Annotated in this window: 19 protein-coding genes and 1 pseudogene; 13 read left to right on the forward strand and 7 right to left on the reverse strand. The window is 64.6% G+C overall.

Translation table 11 applies throughout. The annotated features are described in order from the left end of the window. Window positions 1–8 precede the first annotated feature (8 nt). Both ACREB4_RS09795 and ACREB4_RS09800 read left to right on the forward strand, forming a co-directional pair. Window positions 9–548 (forward strand): hypothetical protein, encoded by a 540-nt coding sequence (locus tag ACREB4_RS09795; protein ID WP_431588027.1) that lies wholly within the window; start codon window positions 9–11, stop codon window positions 546–548. After that, a complete protein-coding gene (locus ACREB4_RS09800) occupies window positions 545–895 on the forward strand; it encodes a GFA family protein (protein ID WP_431588028.1) in 351 nt (116 codons plus the stop codon). The genes ACREB4_RS09795 and ACREB4_RS09800 overlap by 4 nt, the downstream gene beginning before the upstream one ends. A gap of 40 nt (window positions 896–935) precedes the next feature. Here ACREB4_RS09800 and ACREB4_RS09805 read toward each other — a convergent pair whose 3' ends face one another. After that, complete coding sequence (locus ACREB4_RS09805; protein WP_431588029.1) at window positions 936–1,562, reverse strand: class I SAM-dependent methyltransferase; 627 nt, start codon at window positions 1,560–1,562, stop codon at window positions 936–938. A gap of 51 nt (window positions 1,563–1,613) precedes the next feature. On the opposite strand from ACREB4_RS09805, the gene ACREB4_RS09810 reads away from it, so the two are divergent. Then, window positions 1,614–2,096 (forward strand): RDD family protein, encoded by a 483-nt coding sequence (locus ACREB4_RS09810; RefSeq protein ID WP_431588030.1) that lies wholly within the window; start codon window positions 1,614–1,616, stop codon window positions 2,094–2,096. 23 nt (window positions 2,097–2,119) lie between these two features. On the opposite strand, the gene ACREB4_RS09815 is transcribed toward ACREB4_RS09810, so the two are convergent. Further along, window positions 2,120–3,010, reverse strand: coding sequence for a LysR family transcriptional regulator (locus tag ACREB4_RS09815; RefSeq protein ID WP_431588031.1), 891 nt, complete (start codon window positions 3,008–3,010; stop codon window positions 2,120–2,122). 53 nt (window positions 3,011–3,063) lie between these two features. Between ACREB4_RS09815 and ACREB4_RS09820 the strand changes: the two genes are divergently transcribed. After that, window positions 3,064–3,744 carry a glutathione S-transferase family protein gene (locus ACREB4_RS09820; protein ID WP_431588032.1) on the forward strand — a complete coding sequence of 227 codons (681 nt, stop codon included), beginning with the start codon at window positions 3,064–3,066 and terminating at the stop codon, window positions 3,742–3,744. 76 nt (window positions 3,745–3,820) lie between these two features. On the opposite strand, the pseudogene ACREB4_RS09825 reads toward ACREB4_RS09820, so the two are convergent. Further along, window positions 3,821–4,126 (reverse strand): annotated as a pseudogene (locus ACREB4_RS09825) (polysaccharide deacetylase); the annotation flags it as partial. A gap of 58 nt (window positions 4,127–4,184) precedes the next feature. Here ACREB4_RS09825 and ACREB4_RS09830 point away from each other — a divergent pair. Then, window positions 4,185–7,838 (forward strand): DUF748 domain-containing protein, encoded by a 3,654-nt coding sequence (locus tag ACREB4_RS09830; protein ID WP_431588033.1) that lies wholly within the window; start codon window positions 4,185–4,187, stop codon window positions 7,836–7,838. A gap of 9 nt (window positions 7,839–7,847) precedes the next feature. Here the strand turns inward: ACREB4_RS09830 and ACREB4_RS09835 are convergent, their stop codons facing one another. Then, entirely contained in the window at window positions 7,848–8,606 is a 759-nt protein-coding gene (locus ACREB4_RS09835; protein ID WP_431588034.1) for a MerR family transcriptional regulator, read from the reverse strand. A 178-nt stretch (window positions 8,607–8,784) separates the two neighbouring features. On the opposite strand from ACREB4_RS09835, the gene ACREB4_RS09840 reads away from it, so the two are divergent. Then, on the forward strand, window positions 8,785–9,378 hold the full coding sequence (locus ACREB4_RS09840) for a chalcone isomerase family protein (protein ID WP_431588035.1): 594 nt from the start codon (window positions 8,785–8,787) through the stop codon (window positions 9,376–9,378). 3 nt (window positions 9,379–9,381) lie between these two features. Here ACREB4_RS09840 and ubiE read toward each other — a convergent pair whose 3' ends face one another. Genes ubiE through ACREB4_RS09855 form a run of 3 tightly spaced genes read right to left on the reverse strand, consistent with a single transcriptional unit; the run spans window position 9,382 to window position 12,649 of the window. Further along, window positions 9,382–10,113: a class I SAM-dependent methyltransferase gene (ubiE, locus tag ACREB4_RS09845; RefSeq protein ID WP_431588036.1), complete on the reverse strand. Its 732-nt coding sequence runs from the start codon at window positions 10,111–10,113 to the stop codon at window positions 9,382–9,384. Next, on the reverse strand, window positions 10,110–11,378 hold the full coding sequence (locus ACREB4_RS09850) for an NAD(P)/FAD-dependent oxidoreductase (RefSeq protein WP_431588037.1): 1,269 nt from the start codon (window positions 11,376–11,378) through the stop codon (window positions 10,110–10,112). The genes ubiE and ACREB4_RS09850 overlap by 4 nt, the downstream gene beginning before the upstream one ends. Window positions 11,379–11,410: 32 nt before the next feature. Continuing rightward, window positions 11,411–12,649, reverse strand: a complete 1,239-nt coding sequence (locus ACREB4_RS09855; RefSeq protein ID WP_431588038.1) for a GGDEF domain-containing protein — start codon at window positions 12,647–12,649, stop codon at window positions 11,411–11,413. Between the two features lie 161 nt (window positions 12,650–12,810). Here ACREB4_RS09855 and ACREB4_RS09860 point away from each other — a divergent pair, with 161 nt between their 5' ends. The 7 genes from ACREB4_RS09860 to glnA all read left to right on the forward strand — a co-directional run bounded on the left by ACREB4_RS09860 (window position 12,811) and on the right by glnA (window position 19,893). Continuing rightward, window positions 12,811–13,629, forward strand: coding sequence for a TIGR00266 family protein (locus ACREB4_RS09860; protein ID WP_431588039.1), 819 nt, complete (start codon window positions 12,811–12,813; stop codon window positions 13,627–13,629). 98 nt (window positions 13,630–13,727) lie between these two features. Continuing rightward, window positions 13,728–14,699 carry a YncE family protein gene (locus ACREB4_RS09865; protein ID WP_431588094.1) on the forward strand — a complete coding sequence of 324 codons (972 nt, stop codon included), beginning with the start codon at window positions 13,728–13,730 and terminating at the stop codon, window positions 14,697–14,699. Between the two features lie 13 nt (window positions 14,700–14,712). Then, entirely contained in the window at window positions 14,713–15,525 is an 813-nt protein-coding gene (locus tag ACREB4_RS09870; protein WP_431588040.1) for a polysaccharide deacetylase family protein, read from the forward strand. 9 nt (window positions 15,526–15,534) lie between these two features. Continuing rightward, window positions 15,535–16,539, forward strand: coding sequence for a sterol desaturase family protein (locus ACREB4_RS09875; RefSeq protein WP_431588041.1), 1,005 nt, complete (start codon window positions 15,535–15,537; stop codon window positions 16,537–16,539). A 25-nt stretch (window positions 16,540–16,564) separates the two neighbouring features. Further along, window positions 16,565–17,401 (forward strand): EI24 domain-containing protein, encoded by an 837-nt coding sequence (locus tag ACREB4_RS09880; RefSeq protein WP_431588042.1) that lies wholly within the window; start codon window positions 16,565–16,567, stop codon window positions 17,399–17,401. Beyond that, complete coding sequence (locus tag ACREB4_RS09885; RefSeq protein WP_431588043.1) at window positions 17,398–18,192, forward strand: competence/damage-inducible protein A; 795 nt, start codon at window positions 17,398–17,400, stop codon at window positions 18,190–18,192. Before ACREB4_RS09880 ends, ACREB4_RS09885 begins: the two co-directional genes overlap by 4 nt. 282 nt (window positions 18,193–18,474) lie before the next feature. Beyond that, on the forward strand, window positions 18,475–19,893 hold the full coding sequence (gene glnA, locus ACREB4_RS09890; RefSeq protein ID WP_304787711.1) for a type I glutamate--ammonia ligase: 1,419 nt from the start codon (window positions 18,475–18,477) through the stop codon (window positions 19,891–19,893). Window positions 19,894–20,034: the final 141 nt, after the last annotated feature.

Here is a 20,034-nt window from a genome sequence, read left to right on the forward strand (position 1 = left end):
ATCTCTTCATGAATGCCATCCAGACCGGCGAGCTGCCCCCATTGGCCTTGCTGCGCCATTACCAGGTTCAACGTGCGTTCACCGACTGCTATTTTGTCGATGTGCCCGGCGTCGTCGGCCACGCCCGTTTCGTCGAAGCCTTCTACACCACGCCGGTCTTCAAGGTCGAGCGCTTCATCTTGCGCTGGCTGGCCCGCAAGCCTTCGTCCGATCAACAAGCCCGCGAATTGGCCACCGGCGCCCGCGACCGTTTTGCGGCCTGGACGGTGGAGGCGCGCGCCGCCGACCAGTTGCTGATGCGTGACTTCATGGGCCGAACGCGTTCCTGGTTGATGTGCGCGGAGTCGCCCCAGGCCGGGCCCACGCGCACGCGGCTGTACTTCGGGTCGGCCGTGGTGCCTCACCATGCCAGCGCCTCCGGGCAGGGGCGCCTCAACGGATTGTTCCGCGCGCTCATGGGTTTCCACAGGCTGTACTCCAGGGTGCTGTTGCGCGCGGCCGTGTCAAGATTGCAGGCCAATCCGCCCATTTCAGGAGAGCCCACATGACCACCTACCAAGGAAGCTGCCACTGCGGCCGCGTGAAGTTCGAAGCCGAAGGCGAGATCAAGTCCGCCCTGTCCTGCAACTGTTCCATTTGCCAGCGCAAGGGATCCCTGTTGTGGTTCGTGCCGCGCGCTTCGCTGCGCTTGCTCACGCCCGAAGAGCACCTCAGCACTTACGTGTTCAACAAGCACGTCATCCAGCACCACTTCTGCGCCAACTGCGGTATCCACCCTTATGGCGAAGCGCCAGCGCCTTCAGGCGAGGCCACCGCGGCCATCAACCTCCGCTGCATCGAAGGCATTGACCTGGCGGCCATTCCCGTCACCCACTACGACGGCCGGTCTAAGTGAAGGCGATGGGCCATCGTCACTGAGCACGCTGCAGTGGTGCTCAGGGCTTGCGCCAGACGCTGGCCAGCCAGGGTTGCTGCTCGCGCGGCAGTCCTTCGGGGCGGTAGTAATGCGTCAGCTCGGTGAAGCCGGCAGCCAGCAGGTGCCCGCGCCAGGCGGGGAGGTCGTGGTAAGCACCATAGCGGCCACCGCTCCAGCCCTCCTGGCCCTGGCCGCGCGGGTTGGAGCTGAACAGCACGCCGCCGGATTTGAGCGTGGCGTGCAGCTGCCGAAGCACGCGGGGCAGTTCCTGGCCGGGCACGTGGAAGAGCGAGGCATTGGCGAACACACCGTCGAAGTGCTGGGGCGGCAGGTCGAGCGCCAGAAAGCTTTGGTGCCAGACCTCGCAGCCGCTGTGGGCATGGGCCATGTGGGCGAAGCGCTCGGCGCCTTCCAGGCCGACGGGATGGTGGCCCAGTTCGGCGAAGGTCTTGAGGTCGCGTCCGGGGCCGCAGCCGAAGTCGAGGATGGTGAAAGGCGCGGGGGCCTCGATGTGGGCGAGGAGTGCGTCGATGTTCTGGCGGACGTCGTGGTCCCGGGTGCCCTGCCAAAATTGTTCGGCCTGCTGGTTGTAGTGGTCCAGCGTGGACATGGCGATGTGGGTGAGGTCGTCGGGGTTCAGAGGCATGGTGGTGGGATGATGGCAGAACCTGTCATTTTTTGAGCCGGTCAAAACACCATGAGCACCAACCCATTCACCCCGCCGACCGCAGAGGTTTCCGATGTCCAGATCCCTGGAGAGACCCGGTACGTTGGTTTCTGGCCACGGGTCGGTGCCGCCCTGATCGACACCTTCTTCCTCATCCTGGTCACCTTTCCGCTGTTGATCGCCATCTATGGCTGGACCTATTTCCACGAGGATTCGAAGCATGGTTTGTACGCGGGCCCGGCCGATGCCCTCATCAACTGGATTCTGCCCGCCTTGATCTCCATCGGATTCTGGCTGACCAAGCAGGCCACGCCCGGAAAGATGATCGTCTCGGCGAAAGTCGTCGATGCCAAGACCGGCGGGAAACTGTCGGTGGGTCAATCGATTGGCCGCTACCTGGGCTACTTCGTTTCGATGCTTCCACTCGGGCTGGGTATTTTTTGGGTGGCTTTTGACAAGCGTAAGCAGGGCTGGCACGACAAACTGGCCGGAACCGTCGTCGTTCGGCGCTAAAAAGCTGGCCAAAGAAGGCTTGATCAGGCCTGGTCGAGCGCCAGTTCGCGCGCCAGGTGCCCGTACACGGTCGAGACCCTTCGCAGGTGTCTCGATTCGGTGTGGGTGAGCAGCCACAGCTCGGTGCGGCAATCTTCCAGTTCTTCCGTGACCTGAACCAGTTCCTGCCGCCCCTGCGCCAGGAACAAAGGCAGGATGCCCACGCCCATGTTCAGGGACACCAGTTCCATCACCGTGAGGATGCTGGTGACCCGGTAGGTGGGGGCCACCTTTGGCAGGCAGCGCTTGCGCCACAGCACCGACGGGTGTTCGGGCAGGACATCGTCCACCGCGATCCAGGGGGCCTGGCTGGCTTTGACCTGGTCGAGGCTGCGCCAGGCGCTTTGGCGGGCCGCGAAGAGCGCCAGCTTGAGCACACCCACCTGCTTGCCCACCAGGTGGGGTGGCGGCCGTTTGGTGGCGCGCACGGCGATGTCGGTGTCGCGGCGGGTGAGGTTGGCCAGTTCATGGCCCGCGTGCAGCTCGAAGCTCAGGCGGGGATGCAGTTGTCGGAGCGGCTTCAAGGCCGGCGCCAGCAGGCCGTGCAGGAGACTGTCGGTGGTGGTGATGCGCACGGTGCCCGACACGTCTTCCGGTTGCAGTTGCGCCGCCGAGCGCGCTGATTCAAGTTCAACCTCGACCTGTTCGGCATGGCGAGCCAGGGCCTGCGCCAGCTCGAGCGGCTGGTAGCCCATGCGTGAGCGCTCGAACAGGCGCTGTCCCAGACCGCGCTCGATGCGCTGGATCGCGCGGAACACCGTGGAGGCATCCACCGCCAAGCGCTCACCCGCGTCTTGAAGGGTGCCCCCGCGCACCAGCGCCAGCACGAGTTCAAGGTCGGCCGCGCTGAGCTTGTATTGCGTTTGTGCATTCATGTTTTGCCACATTGCCAATATTCATTGCATTGTGGAAATCATAAGATGGCGCCATGACTTCACCAAACATCTTCACCCTCATCAGCCATCCCTTGTGCCCGTATGTGCAGCGCGCGGCCATCGTGCTGCTGGAAAAAGGCGTGCCCTTTGAACGCAAGGACATCGACCTGGCGAACAAGCCGGATTGGTTCTTGACATTGTCGCCATTGGGCAAGACGCCAGTGCTGCTGGTGGGCGATCAAGCGATCTTCGAGTCGGCCGTGATCTGCGAATACCTGGACGAGACCTTGCCGCCACGCCTGCATCCCGAAGAGGCGCTGAAGCGTGCGCAGCACCGGGCCTGGATGGAGTTCGGCTCGGCGACCCTCGCCACCATCTGGGCGTTCTACACGGCGCAAGACGAAGCGATCTTGCAAGCCAAGGCGGCCGAACTGCGCGCCAAGTTCAAGCTGGTGGAGGCCGCCCTGGGCGATGGGCCTTACTTTGCGGGCCCCGAGTTTTCCATCGTCGACGCGGTGTTCGGACCGGTGTTCCGCTACTTTGACGTGTTCGATCGACTGGGGGATTTCGCGGTCTTTGAGCAGACGCCGAAGGTGAAGGCCTGGCGTCAGCAGTTGAGGAGCAGGGCCTCGGTGCAAAAGGCGGTCAGGGCCGACTATGCAGACTTGCTGGAGGCATTCTTGCTGAAACAAAAGTCGGCTTTGTCTTGGCGCATCACATCGGGCTCCGCCTGACTTGGCTCAGCGGTTCACCTCTGCCATGTGCCGGCAGATTGGCCGACGATGTAAGGGTGCAGCGCGATGCCCATGACCAGTGGTTGTTGGCGCGAAATCCTCGGCATTCGGCGAGCAGATCCGGCGTGTGGCGGCTTTCAGAAATCCAGGGTGACAGCCAGCCGGTGGGCGCAACACCGTTGCGCTCGCGCATGAGTCGGGCGCAGTCGTTCAACAAGGCGCGCTCGTCGTGTGCGCCAATCAGTTCATCGCCCCGGTCCACGCAAGCCTGGACCAGTTACGGGCAGTGATCGTACAAGGCCATGTTGATCAGGGTGCCGCTGGGCAGGCCGAGTTGGTCGAACATTTCAAGACAGCGCCAGGCGCCAACGCGGTTGCCGTATCGAAGTGGTGCGCGTCCTCGGCTTATAGTCCCTCCGTCCTCCCTTGCCCCCGTCATCATGCCCAGCACGCTCGCCACGCCAGCCCCTTTGTCCAGCACCAAAAGCAGGGCGGTGAAAGTGGGCGCCGGCCTGTTGGTCTTCGCGGTCATCTGGACGGTGTTGCTGGGTTGGTGGTTGCCCCGGTGGGCCCGTGGTCAGGTGGAATCGGTCGCCACGCAAACCTTGGGCACGCCGGTGACGCTGGCTGAACTGACGGTGCAGCCCTGGACGCTCACCGTGGGCTTGAAGGGCCTGAAGGTAGGCCCGCCCAAGTCCGAATTGCTGCACCTGCCCGAAGCGCAAATTCAGTTGTCGCTCGAATCGCTCTGGCGCCTGACGCCGGTGGTGCGGCGCGTGACCCTGGAGAAGCCCGAGCTGTGGATTGAGCGCCAATCCGCCGAGCGCTTCAACTTCAGCGACATCGCCAAGCGCCTGCAATCGCCGCCGTCGCCAACGCCCAAAGATCCCGCGCGCTTCGCGGTCTACAACATCCGCGTCAACCACGGCCTGGTGCGTTACTCGGACCGCGTGCTGCAGCAAGAGCACCGCGTCGAGGCCTTGAACATCGGTGTGCCTTTCGTCTCCAACCTGCCCAGCTTCGTCAGCGTGGACGTGCAGCCCCTGCTGGAAGCCCGGGTCGATGGCAGCGCCTTGCGCGTCAGCGGCCGCACCTTGCCCTTCACCGAAGGTTTGCGTTCCACGGTCGACCTGAACTGGCGCGACGTTGACCTGGCCCAGTGGATGCGGGCCGCCAAACCCTTCATGCCGCCCGATGTGTCGCTCGAACTGGCCAAGGGCCGGCTCGACACCCACCTGACGGTGAGCTTCGAAGAACGCAAGCCGCCGGCTGTGCCTAGCCTGGAGATCAAGGGGGGGCTCAAGGTGTCTGGCCTCGACGTGGGTTGGCCGGCCGGTGGCGTGCACGGACGTTGGGCGGCGCTGGAGGTGGAGGGCATCGATGCCTCGCCGCTGGTGCGCAAGGTCGCGGTGGCCAGCGTGGCGCTGTTGGGCCTGGAGGTCGATGCCAAGGACCGCCCGCTGGCGGCCAAACCCGCGGTGGCTTCACCTGCCGAGGCCTCCAAACAAGAGACGCCTTGGTCCTGGTCCATCGGCAAGGTGCGCGTGGCCGCCACCAGCATCCAGGCCGAAGCGCCCGGCGGCGCAGCCTTGCCCAAGCTGGGCCCCGTCACACTGAGTGTCGATGGCCTGAACGCCAATGCCAAAGCCGCGCCCGCGGCCTTGAGCTTGGCGGCCACCGATGCCCACGGCGGGCAGATCAAGGTCAGCGGCGTGGTCACGCCCATGCTGCCGCAGGCCACCTTGAACGTGTCGGCCAGCAAGCTGCAGCCGGCGCCCTGGTTGGCCGCGCTGGGCAAGGCGGTGCCTTTGCCCTTGCAGGTGCTGGCCGGCGAACTGGCCTTGAACACCAACCTGAGCTACGGCAACGACAAGCTGTCTTTGTCCAAAGGCCAACTGCAATTGACCGGGCTGAAGACCAAGACCCTCCAAGCCAAGCTGGCCGACCATGTGAATCTGGCGGGGCTGGACGTGCAAGGCCTGGAGGCGCAAGTCGGCCTGGCACCCACTGCCATGGGCTTGCAATCGCTGGCCTTGGCATCGGTCACGCTGGACCAATTGGACGCGCAAGCCACGCGTGATGCAGAAGGCCGTTGGGGCATGCAGCCCAAACCGATCCCGTCCAATGCCAACACGGCCAAGCAAGAACCGCAAGCCAAGCCCGAAAACATGCCCGCCATCAAGGTGGGCGAAGTGCGATGCAAGGCCTGCAAGGTGCTGGTCGATGACCAGACCGTGTCGCCCGCTGCCCGCTTGTCCCTCCACCAGGCCGAACTGGGCCTGAAGAACCTGTCCAGCGACCTGGGCCAGGTCATGGGTTTTGACCTGAGCGGCCTGGGCCAAAGCAATGGCCGCCTCAAGCTCAGCGGTGAGGTGCGGGTGCAGCCCCTGATGGTGCGCTCGCAACTGGCCATCGCCAACCTGGACCTGCGTGGCGTGCAGCCCTATGTGGCGCCCTATCTGAACGTGGCCCTGGTGTCGGCCAAGGCCAGCATGAACGGCAAGCTGGAGGTGGCCGCGGCCACGGGCCAAGGCGCTGGGCAAGACACGCAAGCCGTGAATGCACGCTACCAGGGGCGCTTGGCCCTGAGCGACCTCCGCACGCAGGACAGCGTCAACCAGGCCGACTTCCTGCGCTGGCGCGCCCTGTCCCTCGATGGCTTGGACGTGAACTGGAAGGCCGGCGCCCTCAACGCCGACCTGGGCCGGATCGCGCTCGATGATTTCTATGGCCGGCTCATCATCAACCCCAATGGCAAGCTCAACCTGAGCGAGTTGGTCAAGCACGAAGCCGGGGCCGAGTCCAGATCACTGACCACGCCGCAAGACACCACGCAGCCAGCCCCCCGGGCGGCCGCCCCAGTGGCAGCGGCGGCCATGCCCGCATCGGCTGCCAGTGCGGTGGCCTCATCACCGGCCCTGGCCGGGATGAACCTGCGTTGGCAAGGCATCAAGCTGAGCAAAGGCCGGATCGATTTCACCGACAATTTCATCAAGCCCAACTACTCGGCCCGGCTCACGCAGGTCGAGGGCGATGTGTCGGCCGTGGCCTCCAGCAAACCCGAGCCCGCGACGGTCAAGATCTCGGGCAACGTGGACGACAGCGCCCCCTTGCTCATCACGGGCCAACTGCACCCGCTCGGTCCGCGCCTGTACACCGACATCCAGGGCTCGGCCAAGGGCATCGAGCTGACGCGCCTGACGCCTTACGCAGGCCGCTACGCCGGCTACGCGATCGAGAAAGGCACGCTGTCGGTCACCGTGCATTACAAGGTCGACAACGGCAAGCTCGAAGCGCAAAACCAGATCTTCCTGGACCAGCTCACTTTCGGCGACAAGGTGGACAGCCCCGATGCCACCAGCCTGCCGGTGCAGTTCGCGGTGTCCTTGCTGAAAAACAACCGGGGCGAGATCGACGTCAGCCTGCCGGTGTCGGGCTCACTCGACGATCCGGAGTTTTCGGTCGGTGGCATCGTGTGGCGCGTCATCGTCAACCTGGTGACCAAGGCCGTGACGGCGCCTTTCTCACTGTTGGCGGGAGGTGGGCAGGATGAACTGGGATTCGTGCCCTTCGCGCCGGGCGACGACGACCTCAGCGACGCGGCCCGCCAGCGCCTGGACACGCTGGTCTCCAAACTCAAGGACCGGCCCCAGGTCAAGCTGGAAGCCACGGGGCGTGCCGACCCAGCCTTGGACGAAGAAGGCCTGCGCCAGCGCCACGTGCTGCGCCTGATGCGCCAAGCCAAGGCCAAGGCGACCGAGCAGTCCTTCGCGTCCACCGTCATCTCACCGGAGGAGCGCGACCAATGGCTGAGCGCCGCCTACCAATCGGCCGACATCAAGAAGCCCCGCAACCTGGTGGGCCTGGCCAAGACCTTGCCGCCTGCCGAGATGGAGGCCTTGCTCAAGGCTTCCGCACCGGTGGACGCCGCTGGCCTGCTGACCCTGGCCAACCGGCGTGGCGACCGGGTCAAGGCCTACCTGGTTTCCAAGCTCTCGCCCGAGCGGGTGTTGCTGACGGCTTCCAAGGTGAGCACCGACCAGTTGCCAGACGACAAGGGCCCGACCACGCGGGTGCAGTTCGCCCTGAAGTGACCTGAAAGCTCAGCGCTTCTTGGCGCTGGTCGTTTTCAGGCGCTTCTTGATCCCGTTGTCGAACTCCTGCTGAAGCACCACCGGGAAGGCCGCGGTGATCGAACCCACGGCCAGCGGCCGCAAGCGCTCGAACACGGCGTGCAATTGCGCGATCTGCTTGGCATCGATGGCGGCCGAGGGCGTTGTCGCATCGGCGGGCGTGTCCTTGGTCATCCGCTGGATGAGGTCCAGGAACAACTGCTCGACATAGATCTTGGCGATCGCCCGCGTGTGCCGGATCAACTCGTCCTGCAGGTCGAGCACCGTGTCAAGCGACACGCCCAGTTCCGCCAATTGGACGCCGATGCGTTCCAGGGAAGGGCTGAGCATCTCCACCTCGTCGCCTTCGATGGGGCGGTACAGGCCATTCTTCGCCAGGCGTGCCTTTTGTTCCGGGCTGGCCGTGGCGCCCCAATGGGCGGCCATGTCGTTCATGGCCTTGCGTTGCGCGGGTTCGACCGTGAAAAAACTCTTGGAAAACAAATGCGTGACCAGCGAGTACTCGGACCACGCGCCGTCCGGCGTGTTGGCCAGCATGTCGCCAATGGCCTCCAGGCCAAAGCCTTGCTGCCGAAGGTCGCGGATCAGTTCCAGCTTGCCCAGGTGCTCCTGCCCGTACAAGCCCAGCCGACCTTGCAGGCGGGGAGGGGGCAGCAAGCCGGCCGTCTGGTATGCCCGGATGTTGCGGACGCTCACGCCGGTCTGGTTGGCCAGGTCCTCCACCGTCATGTCCGTGGACTCGGTGGGGCGGCGGCGGGACCGTGAATTTTGGGCAGTGGGAGCGCGCATTGCTGGGTAACGGGATTCGGTAAACAGGATGATACCTATGCAATGTTGCATTGACGATGTAACATACTGGATGTCGTATTTGTGCGGCAGTTCGTGTCTTTCCCTCGAGGGTTCGTGAATGAAGGCAGTTGGTTCGGTAGCGTTGGCCTTGGGCCTGTGGGTGGCGTCAGCGCTGCCATCTCTGGCGGTGGCCGCCCAGGTCGTGGGTGGCGTCACCTTCGATGACCGCTGCGAGGTGGCGGGCAAATCGCTGGTGCTCAATGGCGCCGGTCTGCGCACGAAGCTCATCATCAAGGTCTACGCGGTGGGGCTTTATTTGCCCGGGCGTGAGCAGAATCCTGGCGCCGTGCTGGCCCAACAGGGGCCCAAGAGCGTGCACATCACCATGTTGCGCGACGTGCGTGGCAGTGACCTGTCCGAGGCCCTGGTGAAGGGCATGGTGGCCAACCTCAGTCCGAAAGAACTGATGGCCATGCAGTCGCGCCTCGACGATCTGCACACGGCGCTGATGTCGGCGGGCGATGCCAAGAAGGGCGATGTGATCCAGCTGGATTACTTGCCGGGGACCGGTGCGCACCTCACCTTGGCGGGCAAGCCCTTGAGCAAGGACATCCCCGGTGAAGATTTCTACCAGGGCTTGCTGAAGATCTGGATTGGCGAGAAGGTGTCCGACAAGGGCCTCAAGTCGGAGCTGCTGGGGCAGGCCCGCTGAAGCTCAGCACTTGATGCCCATGTGCAGGGCGACCACGCCGCCCGTCATGTTGTGCACATCCACGTGGCCAAAGCCCGCGGTCTTCATCAGGCCCTTGAGCGTGGCCTGGTCGGGGTGCATGCGGATCGATTCGGCCAGGTACTTGTAGCTGGCCGCATCACCGGCCACCAACTGGCCCAGCTTGGGCAGCACGTTGAAAGAATACCAGTCGTAGGCTTTTTCCAGCGGCTTGGCCACCTTCGAGAACTCCAGCACCAGCAGGCGGCCGCCCGGCTTGAGCACGCGGCACATTTCGGCCAGGGCCAGGTCCTTGTGGGTCATGTTGCGCAGGCCGAAGGCCACGCTCACGATGTCGAAGGTGCCGGTGGGAAAGGGCAGTTTCTCGGCATCGCAGATGGTGGTGGGCAGCACCACGCCTTCGTTGTGCAAGCGGTCACGGCCGGTGCTGAGCATGGCCTCGTTGATGTCGGTGTGCACCACGGTGCCGGCCGGGCCCACGCGCTTGGCGAAGGCCTGGGCCAAATCGCCCGTGCCGCCCGCGATGTCCAGCACCTTGTGGCCCTCTTTGGCGCCACTGGCGGCGATGGTGTACGCCTTCCACAAACGGTGCAGGCCCATCGACATCAGGTCGTTCATGACGTCGTACTTGTTGGCCACCGAATCGAAGACGCCGCGCACGCGCGTGGCCTTTTGTGATTCGTCAACCGTCTCGAAACCGAAGTGTGTGGAACTCATGGGTGGGATCTTACCAAGCTGCGGGCGCAGGCGGCGGCGCTGGCCCACGCCCACTGGAAGTTGTAGCCACCCAGCCAGCCGGTCACGTCCACCACTTCGCCGATGAAATGCAAGCCCGGCACCTTCTTGCTTTCCATGGTTTGCGAGCTGAGCTCCTGCGTGCTCACGCCGCCGGCCGTGACTTCGGCCTTGGCATAGCCCTCGGTGCCCTTGGGGGTGATGGACCAGGCATTGGCGGATTGGCCCAGGGCTTCCAGGTCGCGGTCTTTCACCTCGGCCAGGGGCGCGTCGGCGCGCAAGGCGGGTGTTTGCAAGGCCGCCTGCGCCAGCCAGGTCTGGGCCAGGCGCTGGGGCACGCCTTCGGGCAGGACCTGCGCCCAGGCGGACGACAGCTGTTTGCGCGAGCCCGTCTTGGCCTGCTTCAAGGCCTCGGCCAGGCTGCCTTGCGGTGCGATGTCGATGGTCAGGGCCTGGCCAGGGCGCCAGTGGCTGGAGATCTGCAGCACGGCCGGGCCGCTCAAGCCGCGGTGGGTCAGCAACAGGTCTTCCAAAAAATGAACGTCGATGATCTGCTTGCGCTTGCCCGCCGACTCGACCTGCACCGACACGTCCACCGGCAATGCGATGCCCGACAGCGCCGACCAGGGGGCCCATTCGGCGGCATCGAAGGTCAGCGGCACCAGGGCAGGGCGCAGCGGAACGATGGAGTGCCCCAACTGCTGCGCCAGCCGCTGGCCAAAGTCGGTCGCGCCGATCTTGGGAATCGACAGGCCGCCAGTGGCGATGACCACCTGGTGGGCATGCACGGTGCCCTGGTCGGTGTCCAGCTCGAAGCGGTGCCCGTCACCGCCCTGGGCGGGCCGCACTTGCTTGACGCCACAAGGCTGCCAGCGCGTGACGCCGCCGGCCTCGCATTCTTTCAACAGCATCTGGATGATGTCGTCGGCCCGGCGGTCGCAGAACAATTGGCCTTTGTGCTTTTCGTGCCAGGCTATGCCGTGGCGTTCCACCAAGCCCATGAAATCTTGCGGCGAGTAGCCCGCCAGGGCCGAGCGGCAGAAATGCGGGTTCTCGCTCAAGAAATTGGCGGGTGTCACTTCCTTGTTGGTGAAGTTGCAGCGGCCACCGCCCGAGATGCGGATTTTCTCGGCCACCTTCTCGGCATGGTCGATCACCAGGACCGCCAAACCACGCTGGCCGGCGATGCCGGCGCAAAACAAACCGGCCGCGCCCGCGCCGATCACCACCACGTCAAATTGCTGCATGGGCGGGATTGTCGCAGCCCGCCAGCTGTGGGTCAGTGGGTGCTGATGCCGAAGGGGCGTGTTCTGGTGAACACGGCTTCGCCGTCACCGTCGTCTTCGGCGGCCACGGCGCGGCTGCGGCCCTGGCGTTTGGCCTCGAACAGGGCCTGGTCGGCGCGGTGCGTGGCTTCGGGCAGGGACTCGCCCGGCATGATCTGCACCACGCCAAAGCTCAGGCTCAAAGGCGCCTGCTGCAGCGATAGGCGCTCGGTGTCGACGTGGCGCACCATGCGGTCGGCCACGTGCAAGGCGTCGTTCACGCTGGTTTCGGGCAGCAAGGCGATGAATTCGTCGCCGCCGATTCGGCCCAGCAAGTCGCGGCTGCGCAGCATCTTGCGCGCGCTGCCGGCCACCAGCTTCAGCGCTTCATCGCCGGCCCCGTGGCCGAACTCGTCGTTGATCTGCTTGAAATGGTCGATGTCGAACAGCATCAGCGAGGCACTGCCAGGCGCGCACAGGCGCATGGTCTGGCTGGCGATCTCGTTGAAGTGGCGGCGGTTGGGCACCTGGGTGAGCATGTCGAAATCGGCCAGCACGCGCAGTTGGCGGTGGGATTCCCGCAGGTCGTGCTCCGTGCGCTCGTAGGTCAGCAGCAGACACATGTAGACCGAGAACATCACGCCGATCACCAGGCCCAGCATGGACGAGGGCAGCTGGATCAGGCTGGTGTCGTGCACGACCATGCCCCAAGACGCCATGCCCGTCAGCATGCGCGGTACCTGGAATAGCGCGCCGCCCAGCAGGAAGAAAAGGATGACCTTGAGGTAGACGCTTTGCCGCCAGTCGCGGATGCAACTCACGATCCAGGCGCAATACAGGTAGCCGCAGATGTTGACCAGGCTGAACACGGCCACGCGCGAGCCTACGTCTTCCGGGTTGGCCAACCACACCCACATCCAGCCCGAAAAGCCGATGAACAGCAGGAAATAGTCGACCCAGGGCTCGGTGGGCAGGTTGCTGCGCACGTAAAAGCGCCGCATGCCGCCCAGCATGGTCAGTGGCCATTGCAGCGACAGCAGCACTGAAATCGGCAGCATGACGGGGTGTGCGTCTTTGAACAACAGTGATACCGCGCTGATGGTGTTGCCCCATTGCGCAATCGTCCACCACCAGTAGCCGCGGTAGGTGCGCTGCGTCACGCCGACCAGGGTCATGATGCCCGAGGCGGTGAGCAGGACCAGGCCCAGGACCAGGGCCAGGGTGGGGGTGTGAAGGGGCTCTAGGTGGAACATCGGTGAACGGCTTTAAGCGACAATCTCGGGGGCGCGAGCCACACCCGATGATGTATGACTTTTGGGGGATCGTGGTGCCCTTAGTTACCCCAGCACCCACCCTTAAGGGGGGTATTGCGGACGCGCAATGATGACGTATTTAACGAAGCAGGAGACCAGCGATGGCCATGGACGTGGTGGATTTTGAGATCAAGGGCGCAGAGATGCAGTTCGTCGAGGTCGAACTCGACCCCGGCGAGGCCGCGATCGGCGAGGCCGGCAGCATGATGTTCATGGACGCGGGCATCGAGATGGACACCATTTTCGGCGATGGCTCGGCTCAGCAAGGCGGCATCTTCGGCAAGCTGTTGGGCGCCGGCAAGCGCCTGATCACGGGCGAATCCCTGTTCACCACCATTTTCACCAACCAGGCTTCGGGCAAAAAACGCGTTGCATTTGCCGCGCCGTATCCAGGCAAGATCCTGCCCATGGATTTGAGCCAACTGGGTGGCACACTCATTTGCCAGAAGGACTCTTTCCTTTGTGCGGCGCGGGGCGTGTCGCTGGGCATCGCCTTGCAAAAACGCTTGGGCACCGGTTTTTTCGGTGGCGAAGGTTTCATCATGCAAAAGCTGGAAGGCGATGGCCTGGCCTTCGTCCACGCGGGGGGCACGGTGGTGCGCCGCGACCTCAAGCCTGGTGAAACCCTGATGATCGACACTGGCTGCGTGGTCGCCTACACCAGTGGGGTCGATTTCGACATCCAGTACGTGGGCAAGATCAAGACGGCCCTGTTCGGTGGTGAAGGCTTGTTCCTGGCCAAGGTGAGCGGACCCGGCCAAGTCTGGCTGCAAAGCCTGCCGTTCTCGCGCCTGGCCTCGCGCATCTTTGCCGCGGCGCCGCAAAACCGTGGCGGCGGTGGGCGCGAGGAAGGTTCGCTGCTGGGTGGATTCGGCGCAGGCGGCTTGCTCGGCTCGGTATTGGGGGGCAGCGACGACTAATTGTCGCGATCGACCGGTGTACGCGCCGCGTACACTGGCTGGCTTGATCCCAGGTGACCCAATTGACGAAGTTTCTCCAACAACGCGCATCGCTCTGGATGCACGCGGCCATTCTGCTGACGACTCTGTGCGGCGCCAGCGCGGGCGCGCACCCCATCTTCGCCCTCAATTCGCTCGACGCGAACGTCAGCATCATCGATCCCGTGACCTTCAAGGAGGTCCGGCGCGTGCCCACCGGCAAGGAGCCGCACCACCTGTACCTCTCGCCCGACGAGAAGTCCCTGATCGTGGCCAACGCCCTGAGCGATTCCCTGACCTTGCTGGATCCCAAGACAGGAGAGGTCCAGCGCGTGATCGAGAACATCGCCGACCCCTACCAGCTGCGTTTCTCGCCCGACATGAAGTGGTTCGTGACCACGGCCAACCGCCTCAACCACGTGGACATCTACCGTGTCACCACGCGGCCGGGCGGCAGCTTTGATTTGACGCTGGCCAAGCGCATCGCCACCGCCAAGACGCCCAGCCACCTGAACATCGACAGCAAGAGCACCGTGGTCTACGCCACCATGCAGGACAGCGACGAGCTCATCGCCATCGACCTGGCCACGCAGACGCCGCGCTACAAGGTGCCCGTGGGCAAGATGCCCGCCGACATCTTCATCACCCCGGACGACAAGCACATCCTCATCGGCCTGACGGGCGACGCCTTTGCCGAGGTCTACGATGTGGCGGGCGCCAAGCCCGTGCTGGTCAAGCGCATCGCCACCGGGGCGGGCGCCCACGCTTTCCGCGCCTGGGGCGACAAGCGCCACGTGCTGCTGAGCAACCGCGCGGCCAATACCATCAGCCGCATCGACCTGCAGACCTTCAGCGTGGTTGACACCTACCCCGCGCCCGGGGGGCCTGACTGCATGGATTTGTCGGCCGACACGAAAACCATCCTGGTGACCTCGCGCTGGGCCCGCAAGGTGACCTTCATCGACACCACCGCCAAGAAGGTGGTCCGGCAGGTGAAGGTGGGCCGATCGCCCCACGGCGTGTGGACCCTGGACCACGCGCCCATGCGCTGAGGCGGGTGTCGACATGAAGCCCTGGCTGTCCCTGCTTTCGCGCCGTGCCTGGTTGGCCTGCGCGGTCACCTTGGGCAGCACCGCTGCCCTGGCAGATGAGGCCTGCCGCCAGCCTGTCTACCTGACCATCGACACCGGCCACATGGGCGTGGCACCTTTGATCATCGACGTGCTCAAGCGTCAGCAGGTCAAGGCCACTTTTTTCCTGGCCAACGAGCGCACCCAGCCTGTGGAAGGCAAGGCCGCCGGCAGCACGCTGGACGACCAGTGGGCGCCCTGGTGGAAGGCCCTGGCCGCGGAGGGGCACGACTTCGGATCCCACACCTGGGACCACCTGATCTGGCGTGCCGACGAGCCGAAAGGCTTTCGCTTTCAGGCCACCGCCGGGGCCCGCACCGGCCAGAAGGTGCAGCTGAGCGCCGCGGAATACTGCGAAGAGCTGGCCAAGCCCGCGCGCCGGTTCGAGGCGATGACCGGCCAGTCCATGCGCGCCTTGTTCCGAGCCCCTGGTGGCAAAACCTCGCCCGCCCTGCTCAAGGCCGCCAAGACCTGCGGCTGGACGCACGTGCCCTGGGCGCCAGCCGGCTTCCTGGGCGATGAGCTGTCCAGCGATCACTACCCCAACAAGGTTCTGCTGGACCGTGCTTTGGGCGACGTGCGCAGCGGCGATGTCTTGCTGATGCACCTGGGCATCTGGTCGCGCCAGGACCCCTGGGCGCCAGCGGTGCTCGAGCCCCTGATCGTCGGCCTCAAGGCCAAGGGCCTGTGCTTCGCCACGCTGCGCGAGCACCCCCGGTACGCCAAGGTGGGCCCCGCTCCGCGCTGAGGCATCGCCATGGTCGATTTGAGCTTCCTGCCCAACTTGAGCGATGCCTTCGGCAATGCCCAGCAGTGGCTGTTCGAAACCATCGTGCAGCCGGCGGTCTACGGCCTGGGCATGGGCAACCTGCTGGAAGACGCCTACGAAGCCACCGGCTGGGTCATGGTCGGCCTGGTCCAGTTGCTGGTGATGCTTTGCCTGCTCGCACCCTTGCAGCGCTGGCGGCCAGTCGAGCCCGTGCGCGACCGCGCGGCCGTGCGCGTGGACATGGTCTACACCTTCATCCACCGCCTGGGCCTGTTCCGCCTGCTGATGTTCTTCTCCGCCGAGCCCTTGCTGGACGAAGTCTTCGGCTCCGCCCGGGTGCATGGCATCGACGGCCTCCAGCTCGATTCTTTGATCGCCAACTGGTGGCCTGGGGTCAGCGACACGGCCGTGGCCAGCTTCATCCTGTACCTGCTGGTGTTCGACCTGGTGGATTACTGGATCCACCGCGGGCAGCATGGCCTGGACCGCTGGTGGGCCCTGCATTCGCTGCACCACAGTCAGCGTCAGATGACGATGTGGAGCGACAACCGCAACCACCTGCTGGACGACCTGCTGCGCGACACCATCATCGCCTTCACGGCGCGCGCCATCGGTGTGCCGCCCGGCCAGTTCATCGCCGTCGTCGCCTTCACGCAGTTGATGGAAAGCCTGGCGCACGCCAACGCGCGGCTCACCTTCGGTTGGCTGGGCGAGCGCCTGCTGGTCAGCCCGCGTTTTCACCGCGTCCACCACGGCATCGGGGTGGGGCACGAGGGGCCGACGATCGGGAGCCTGGGCGGCTGCAACTTCGCCGTGCTCTTCCCGGTCTGGGACATCCTCTTCGGCACCGCCCGCATCGACGCGCGGCCGGATGCGCCCATGGAACCCACCGGCATCCGCGATCAATTGCCCGAGTTCGGCGGCAAGGACTATGGGCGTGGCTTCTGGGCCCAGCAATGGCTGGGCTTGAAAAGACTGGTGCGCGGCACCTGAATCCCAGCTTGGGTATCCTGTCGTCATGCAAAAGACGATCGATGCTTTCTGGCGCGCAGCGGCCTACTGCCTGCACCCCCGTGTGATCTGGCTGTCGCTGCTGCCTTTGGTGGCCGCGGCGGTGCTGTCGGTGGGGCTGGCCCATTTCTACTGGGAGCCAGCCGTGACCGGCGTGCGGCAGATCCTCGACGGCTGGGCCATCAGCCAGACCCTGCTCAGCTGGCTCGACACCGTGGGCGCGGCGGGTTTCCGGGCCGTCATCGCGCCGCTGATCGTGGTCGTGCTGGCCGTGCCCTTGCTGGTGGTGCTTTCGTTGCTGCTGGTGGCCACGTTGATGATGCCTGCGCTGGTCCGCCTGGTGGTGCAGCGGCGCTTCGCGGGTCTGGAAGTGCGCCATGAGGCACCCTGGTGGACGTCCCTGGGCTGGTCGCTGGGGGCGACGCTGATCGCCGTGCTGGTGATGATGGTCAGCCTGCCGCTGTGGCTCATCCCGCCCTTCGGGCTGATCCTGCCGCCCATCATCTGGGGCTGGCTCACTTACCGGGTGATGGCTTTCGACGCGCTGGCCGGACACGCCACCGCCCAGGAGCGGACCACCTTGCTGCAGGACCACCGCCTGCCCCTGCTGGTGATGGGCGTGATCTCGGGTTACCTGGGGGCCGCGCCTTCCGCCTTGTGGGCGGTGCTGGGCGCGTTCTCGGTGGTGGTGGCGCCCTTGCTCATCGTGGCTTCGGTGTGGGTCTACACCCTCGTGTTTGCTTTTTCCTCCTTGTGGTTCAGCCATTACCTGCTGACCGCCTTGCGCGACCTGCGCGCGGTCGAGCCGGGCCCCGAGCTCGTCGTGCTGGAGCGCGTCGCATGATCGGCATCATCATCATTGGCGACGAGATCCTCAGCGGTCGTCGCGAAGACAAGCACCTGGTCAAGGCCATCGAGTTGCTCAACGAACGCGGTCTGCGCCTGTCGTGGGCGCGCTACGTGGGCGACGAGCCCGATCAGATCACCGCCGAACTGCGCGCCGCGCTGGCCAGTGGCGACGTGGTGTTTTCGTTTGGCGGCATCGGTGCCACGCCCGATGACCACACCCGGGCCTGCGCTGGCGCCGCCTGGGGACGTGACCTGGTGCTGCACCCCGAGGCGCGCGAACTGATCCTGGCGCGCAGCCAGGCCATGGCCGAGAAGGAGGGCGTGCCTTTCCTGGCCAACAGCCCGGACACCCTGCGCCGCCTGGACATGGGGCGTTTCCCCGAGGGCGCCACCATCATCCCCAACCCCTACAACCAGATCCCGGGCTTTTCAATCGAAGGCCGTGTTCATTTCGTGCCGGGTTTCCCGGTGATGGCCTGGCCCATGGTGGCCTGGGTGCTCGATCAGCTGCACGCCGACCTGCATGGCCAAGGGCGACAGGTGGAGCATTCGGTGATCGTCTACGCCATGGCCGAATCGGTCCTCACGCCCATGATGGTCGAGCTGGAGCAGCGTTTCGCCGGTGTGCGTGTTTTCAGCCTGCCCAGCGTAGACCATCCGGCGCACGGTCGTCACATCGAGCTCGGGGTGAAGGGTGAGGAGTCGAAGGCAGCGCAGGCCTTCGAATGGATGCGGCAGCAGTTATCCCAAATTGGTGCATCCGTGGGCCCAATATCGGTGCGCTGAAATTTTGGACTTTGTTTTTGCACCGATATTGTGCAATATGCTCGTTTCTGCTGGGCCGGGCCCACGCTGCCAGGGCCGGTTGGGCCATGGCGTGATGCGTTGGGGTGCATGCGTGCGCCTGCTCGGGGGGCACCGCCTGCCCGCTTGCTGGCCCGAAAGCCAAAGATGGACCTCCCGGATGGCGGCACGCTTTCTGCTATTACACTGCGCGCTGTTTCTGATCTGGAAACAACCTCATTCGATTACCCCGCTTTAACTTAAGCCTCTGGCTAGGAGCTTCTGATGGCCAATAAGACCGTCGCCGACGTGATGAAGTTGGTGAAAGACAACGAAGTCAAGTTTGTTGATTTCCGTTTCACCGACACCCGCGGCAAAGAACAGCACGTGACCGTGCCCGTGTCGCACTTCGACGAAGACAAATTCACTTCGGGCCACGCCTTCGACGGCTCCTCGATCGCTGGATGGAAGGGCATTGAAGCCTCGGACATGCAGTTGATGCCCGACCCCAACACGGCCAACATCGACCCATTCTTCGAAGAACCCACCCTGATCCTGTCCTGCGACGTGGTCGAGCCCGCCGACGGCAAGCCCTACGAGCGCGATCCCCGCTCGCTGGCCAAGCGCGCCGAAGCCTACATGAAGGCCTCCGGCCTGGGCGACACCGCCTACTTCGGCCCCGAACCCGAATTCTTCGTGTTCGACAGCGTCCGCTGGGGCAACGACATGTCCGGCTGCTTCTCGAAGATCGATTCCGAAGAAGCTTCGTGGAACACCGGCAAGGAATACGAGCACGGCAACACGGGTCACCGTCCCGCCGTCAAGGGTGGCTACTTCCCCGTGCCCCCCGTCGACAGCTTCCAGGACATGCGCTCTGAAATGTGCCTGATCCTCGAATCGCTGGGCATCCCCGTCGAAGTGCACCACCACGAAGTGGCCAACGCCGGTCAGATGGAAATCGGCACCAAGTTCAGCACGCTGATCCAGCGCGCCGACTGGGTCCAGCTGCAGAAGTACGTGATCCAGAACGTGGCCCACGCCTACGGCAAGACCGCGACCTTCATGCCCAAGCCCATCGTTGGCGACAACGGTTCCGGCATGCACGTTCACCAATCGGTCTGGAAAGACGGCAAGAACCTGTTCGCAGGCGACGGCTACGCTGGTCTGAGCGAATACGCGCTGTTCTACATCGGCGGCATCATCAAGCACGCCCGTGCCCTGAACGCCATCACCAACCCTGGCACGAACTCGTACAAGCGCCTGGTGCCTGGCTTCGAAGCCCCGGTGAAGCTGGCCTACTCGGCCAAGAACCGCTCGGCCTCGATCCGGATCCCTCACGTGGCGAACCCCAAGGGCCGTCGCGTGGAAGCCCGCTTCCCCGATCCACTGATGAACCCCTACCTGGGTTTCTCGGCCTTGCTGATGGCTGGTCTGGACGGCGTGGAAAACAAGATCCATCCTGGCGAAGCCGCCACGAAGGACCTGTACCACCTGCCGCCCGAGGAAGATGCATTGATCCCGACCGTGTGCCACAGCTTGGACCAAGCTCTGGAATACCTCGACAAGGACCGCGCGTTCCTGACCAAGGGTGGCGTGTTCACCGACGCCTACATCGACGCTTACATCGAGCTGAAGATGCAGGAAGTCACCCGCTTCCGCATGGCCACCCACCCGGTGGAATTCGACATGTACTACAGCCTGTGATCCCAACAGGGGTCACGCCAAGGCGTGTGTAAAAGGGGCGACTCCGGTCGCCCCTTTTTGCTTTTCAGGCGTTAAGGGGGCTGGGCTGCGGGCATACTTGGCCCCAATCACGCTGGAGCGCCTCGACCATGCACGACAGGA

Source organism: Aquabacterium sp. (assembly GCF_050725395.1).
Taxonomy (GTDB): domain Bacteria; phylum Pseudomonadota; class Gammaproteobacteria; order Burkholderiales; family Burkholderiaceae_C; genus Aquabacterium.

Excerpts from the sequence above, each read along its gene's own strand:
- ACREB4_RS09795 (WP_431588027.1), top strand. The coding sequence starts at position 9 with ATGAATGCCATCCAGACCGGCGAGCTGCCCCCATTGGCCTTGCTGCGC.
- ACREB4_RS09800 (WP_431588028.1), top strand. The coding sequence starts at position 545 with ATGACCACCTACCAAGGAAGCTGCCACTGCGGCCGCGTGAAGTTCGAA.
- ACREB4_RS09805 (WP_431588029.1), bottom strand. The coding sequence starts at position 1,562 with ATGCCTCTGAACCCCGACGACCTCACCCACATCGCCATGTCCACGCTG.
- ACREB4_RS09810 (WP_431588030.1), top strand. The coding sequence starts at position 1,614 with ATGAGCACCAACCCATTCACCCCGCCGACCGCAGAGGTTTCCGATGTC.
- ACREB4_RS09815 (WP_431588031.1), bottom strand. The coding sequence starts at position 3,010 with ATGAATGCACAAACGCAATACAAGCTCAGCGCGGCCGACCTTGAACTC.
- ACREB4_RS09820 (WP_431588032.1), top strand. The coding sequence starts at position 3,064 with ATGACTTCACCAAACATCTTCACCCTCATCAGCCATCCCTTGTGCCCG.
- ACREB4_RS09830 (WP_431588033.1), top strand. The coding sequence starts at position 4,185 with ATGCCCAGCACGCTCGCCACGCCAGCCCCTTTGTCCAGCACCAAAAGC.
- ACREB4_RS09835 (WP_431588034.1), bottom strand. The coding sequence starts at position 8,606 with ATGACGGTGGAGGACCTGGCCAACCAGACCGGCGTGAGCGTCCGCAAC.
- ACREB4_RS09840 (WP_431588035.1), top strand. The coding sequence starts at position 8,785 with ATGAAGGCAGTTGGTTCGGTAGCGTTGGCCTTGGGCCTGTGGGTGGCG.
- ubiE (WP_431588036.1), bottom strand. The coding sequence starts at position 10,113 with ATGAGTTCCACACACTTCGGTTTCGAGACGGTTGACGAATCACAAAAG.
- ACREB4_RS09850 (WP_431588037.1), bottom strand. The coding sequence starts at position 11,378 with ATGCAGCAATTTGACGTGGTGGTGATCGGCGCGGGCGCGGCCGGTTTG.
- ACREB4_RS09855 (WP_431588038.1), bottom strand. The coding sequence starts at position 12,649 with ATGTTCCACCTAGAGCCCCTTCACACCCCCACCCTGGCCCTGGTCCTG.
- ACREB4_RS09860 (WP_431588039.1), top strand. The coding sequence starts at position 12,811 with ATGGCCATGGACGTGGTGGATTTTGAGATCAAGGGCGCAGAGATGCAG.
- ACREB4_RS09865 (WP_431588094.1), top strand. The coding sequence starts at position 13,728 with ATGCACGCGGCCATTCTGCTGACGACTCTGTGCGGCGCCAGCGCGGGC.
- ACREB4_RS09870 (WP_431588040.1), top strand. The coding sequence starts at position 14,713 with ATGAAGCCCTGGCTGTCCCTGCTTTCGCGCCGTGCCTGGTTGGCCTGC.
- ACREB4_RS09875 (WP_431588041.1), top strand. The coding sequence starts at position 15,535 with ATGGTCGATTTGAGCTTCCTGCCCAACTTGAGCGATGCCTTCGGCAAT.
- ACREB4_RS09880 (WP_431588042.1), top strand. The coding sequence starts at position 16,565 with ATGCAAAAGACGATCGATGCTTTCTGGCGCGCAGCGGCCTACTGCCTG.
- ACREB4_RS09885 (WP_431588043.1), top strand. The coding sequence starts at position 17,398 with ATGATCGGCATCATCATCATTGGCGACGAGATCCTCAGCGGTCGTCGC.
- glnA (WP_304787711.1), top strand. The coding sequence starts at position 18,475 with ATGGCCAATAAGACCGTCGCCGACGTGATGAAGTTGGTGAAAGACAAC.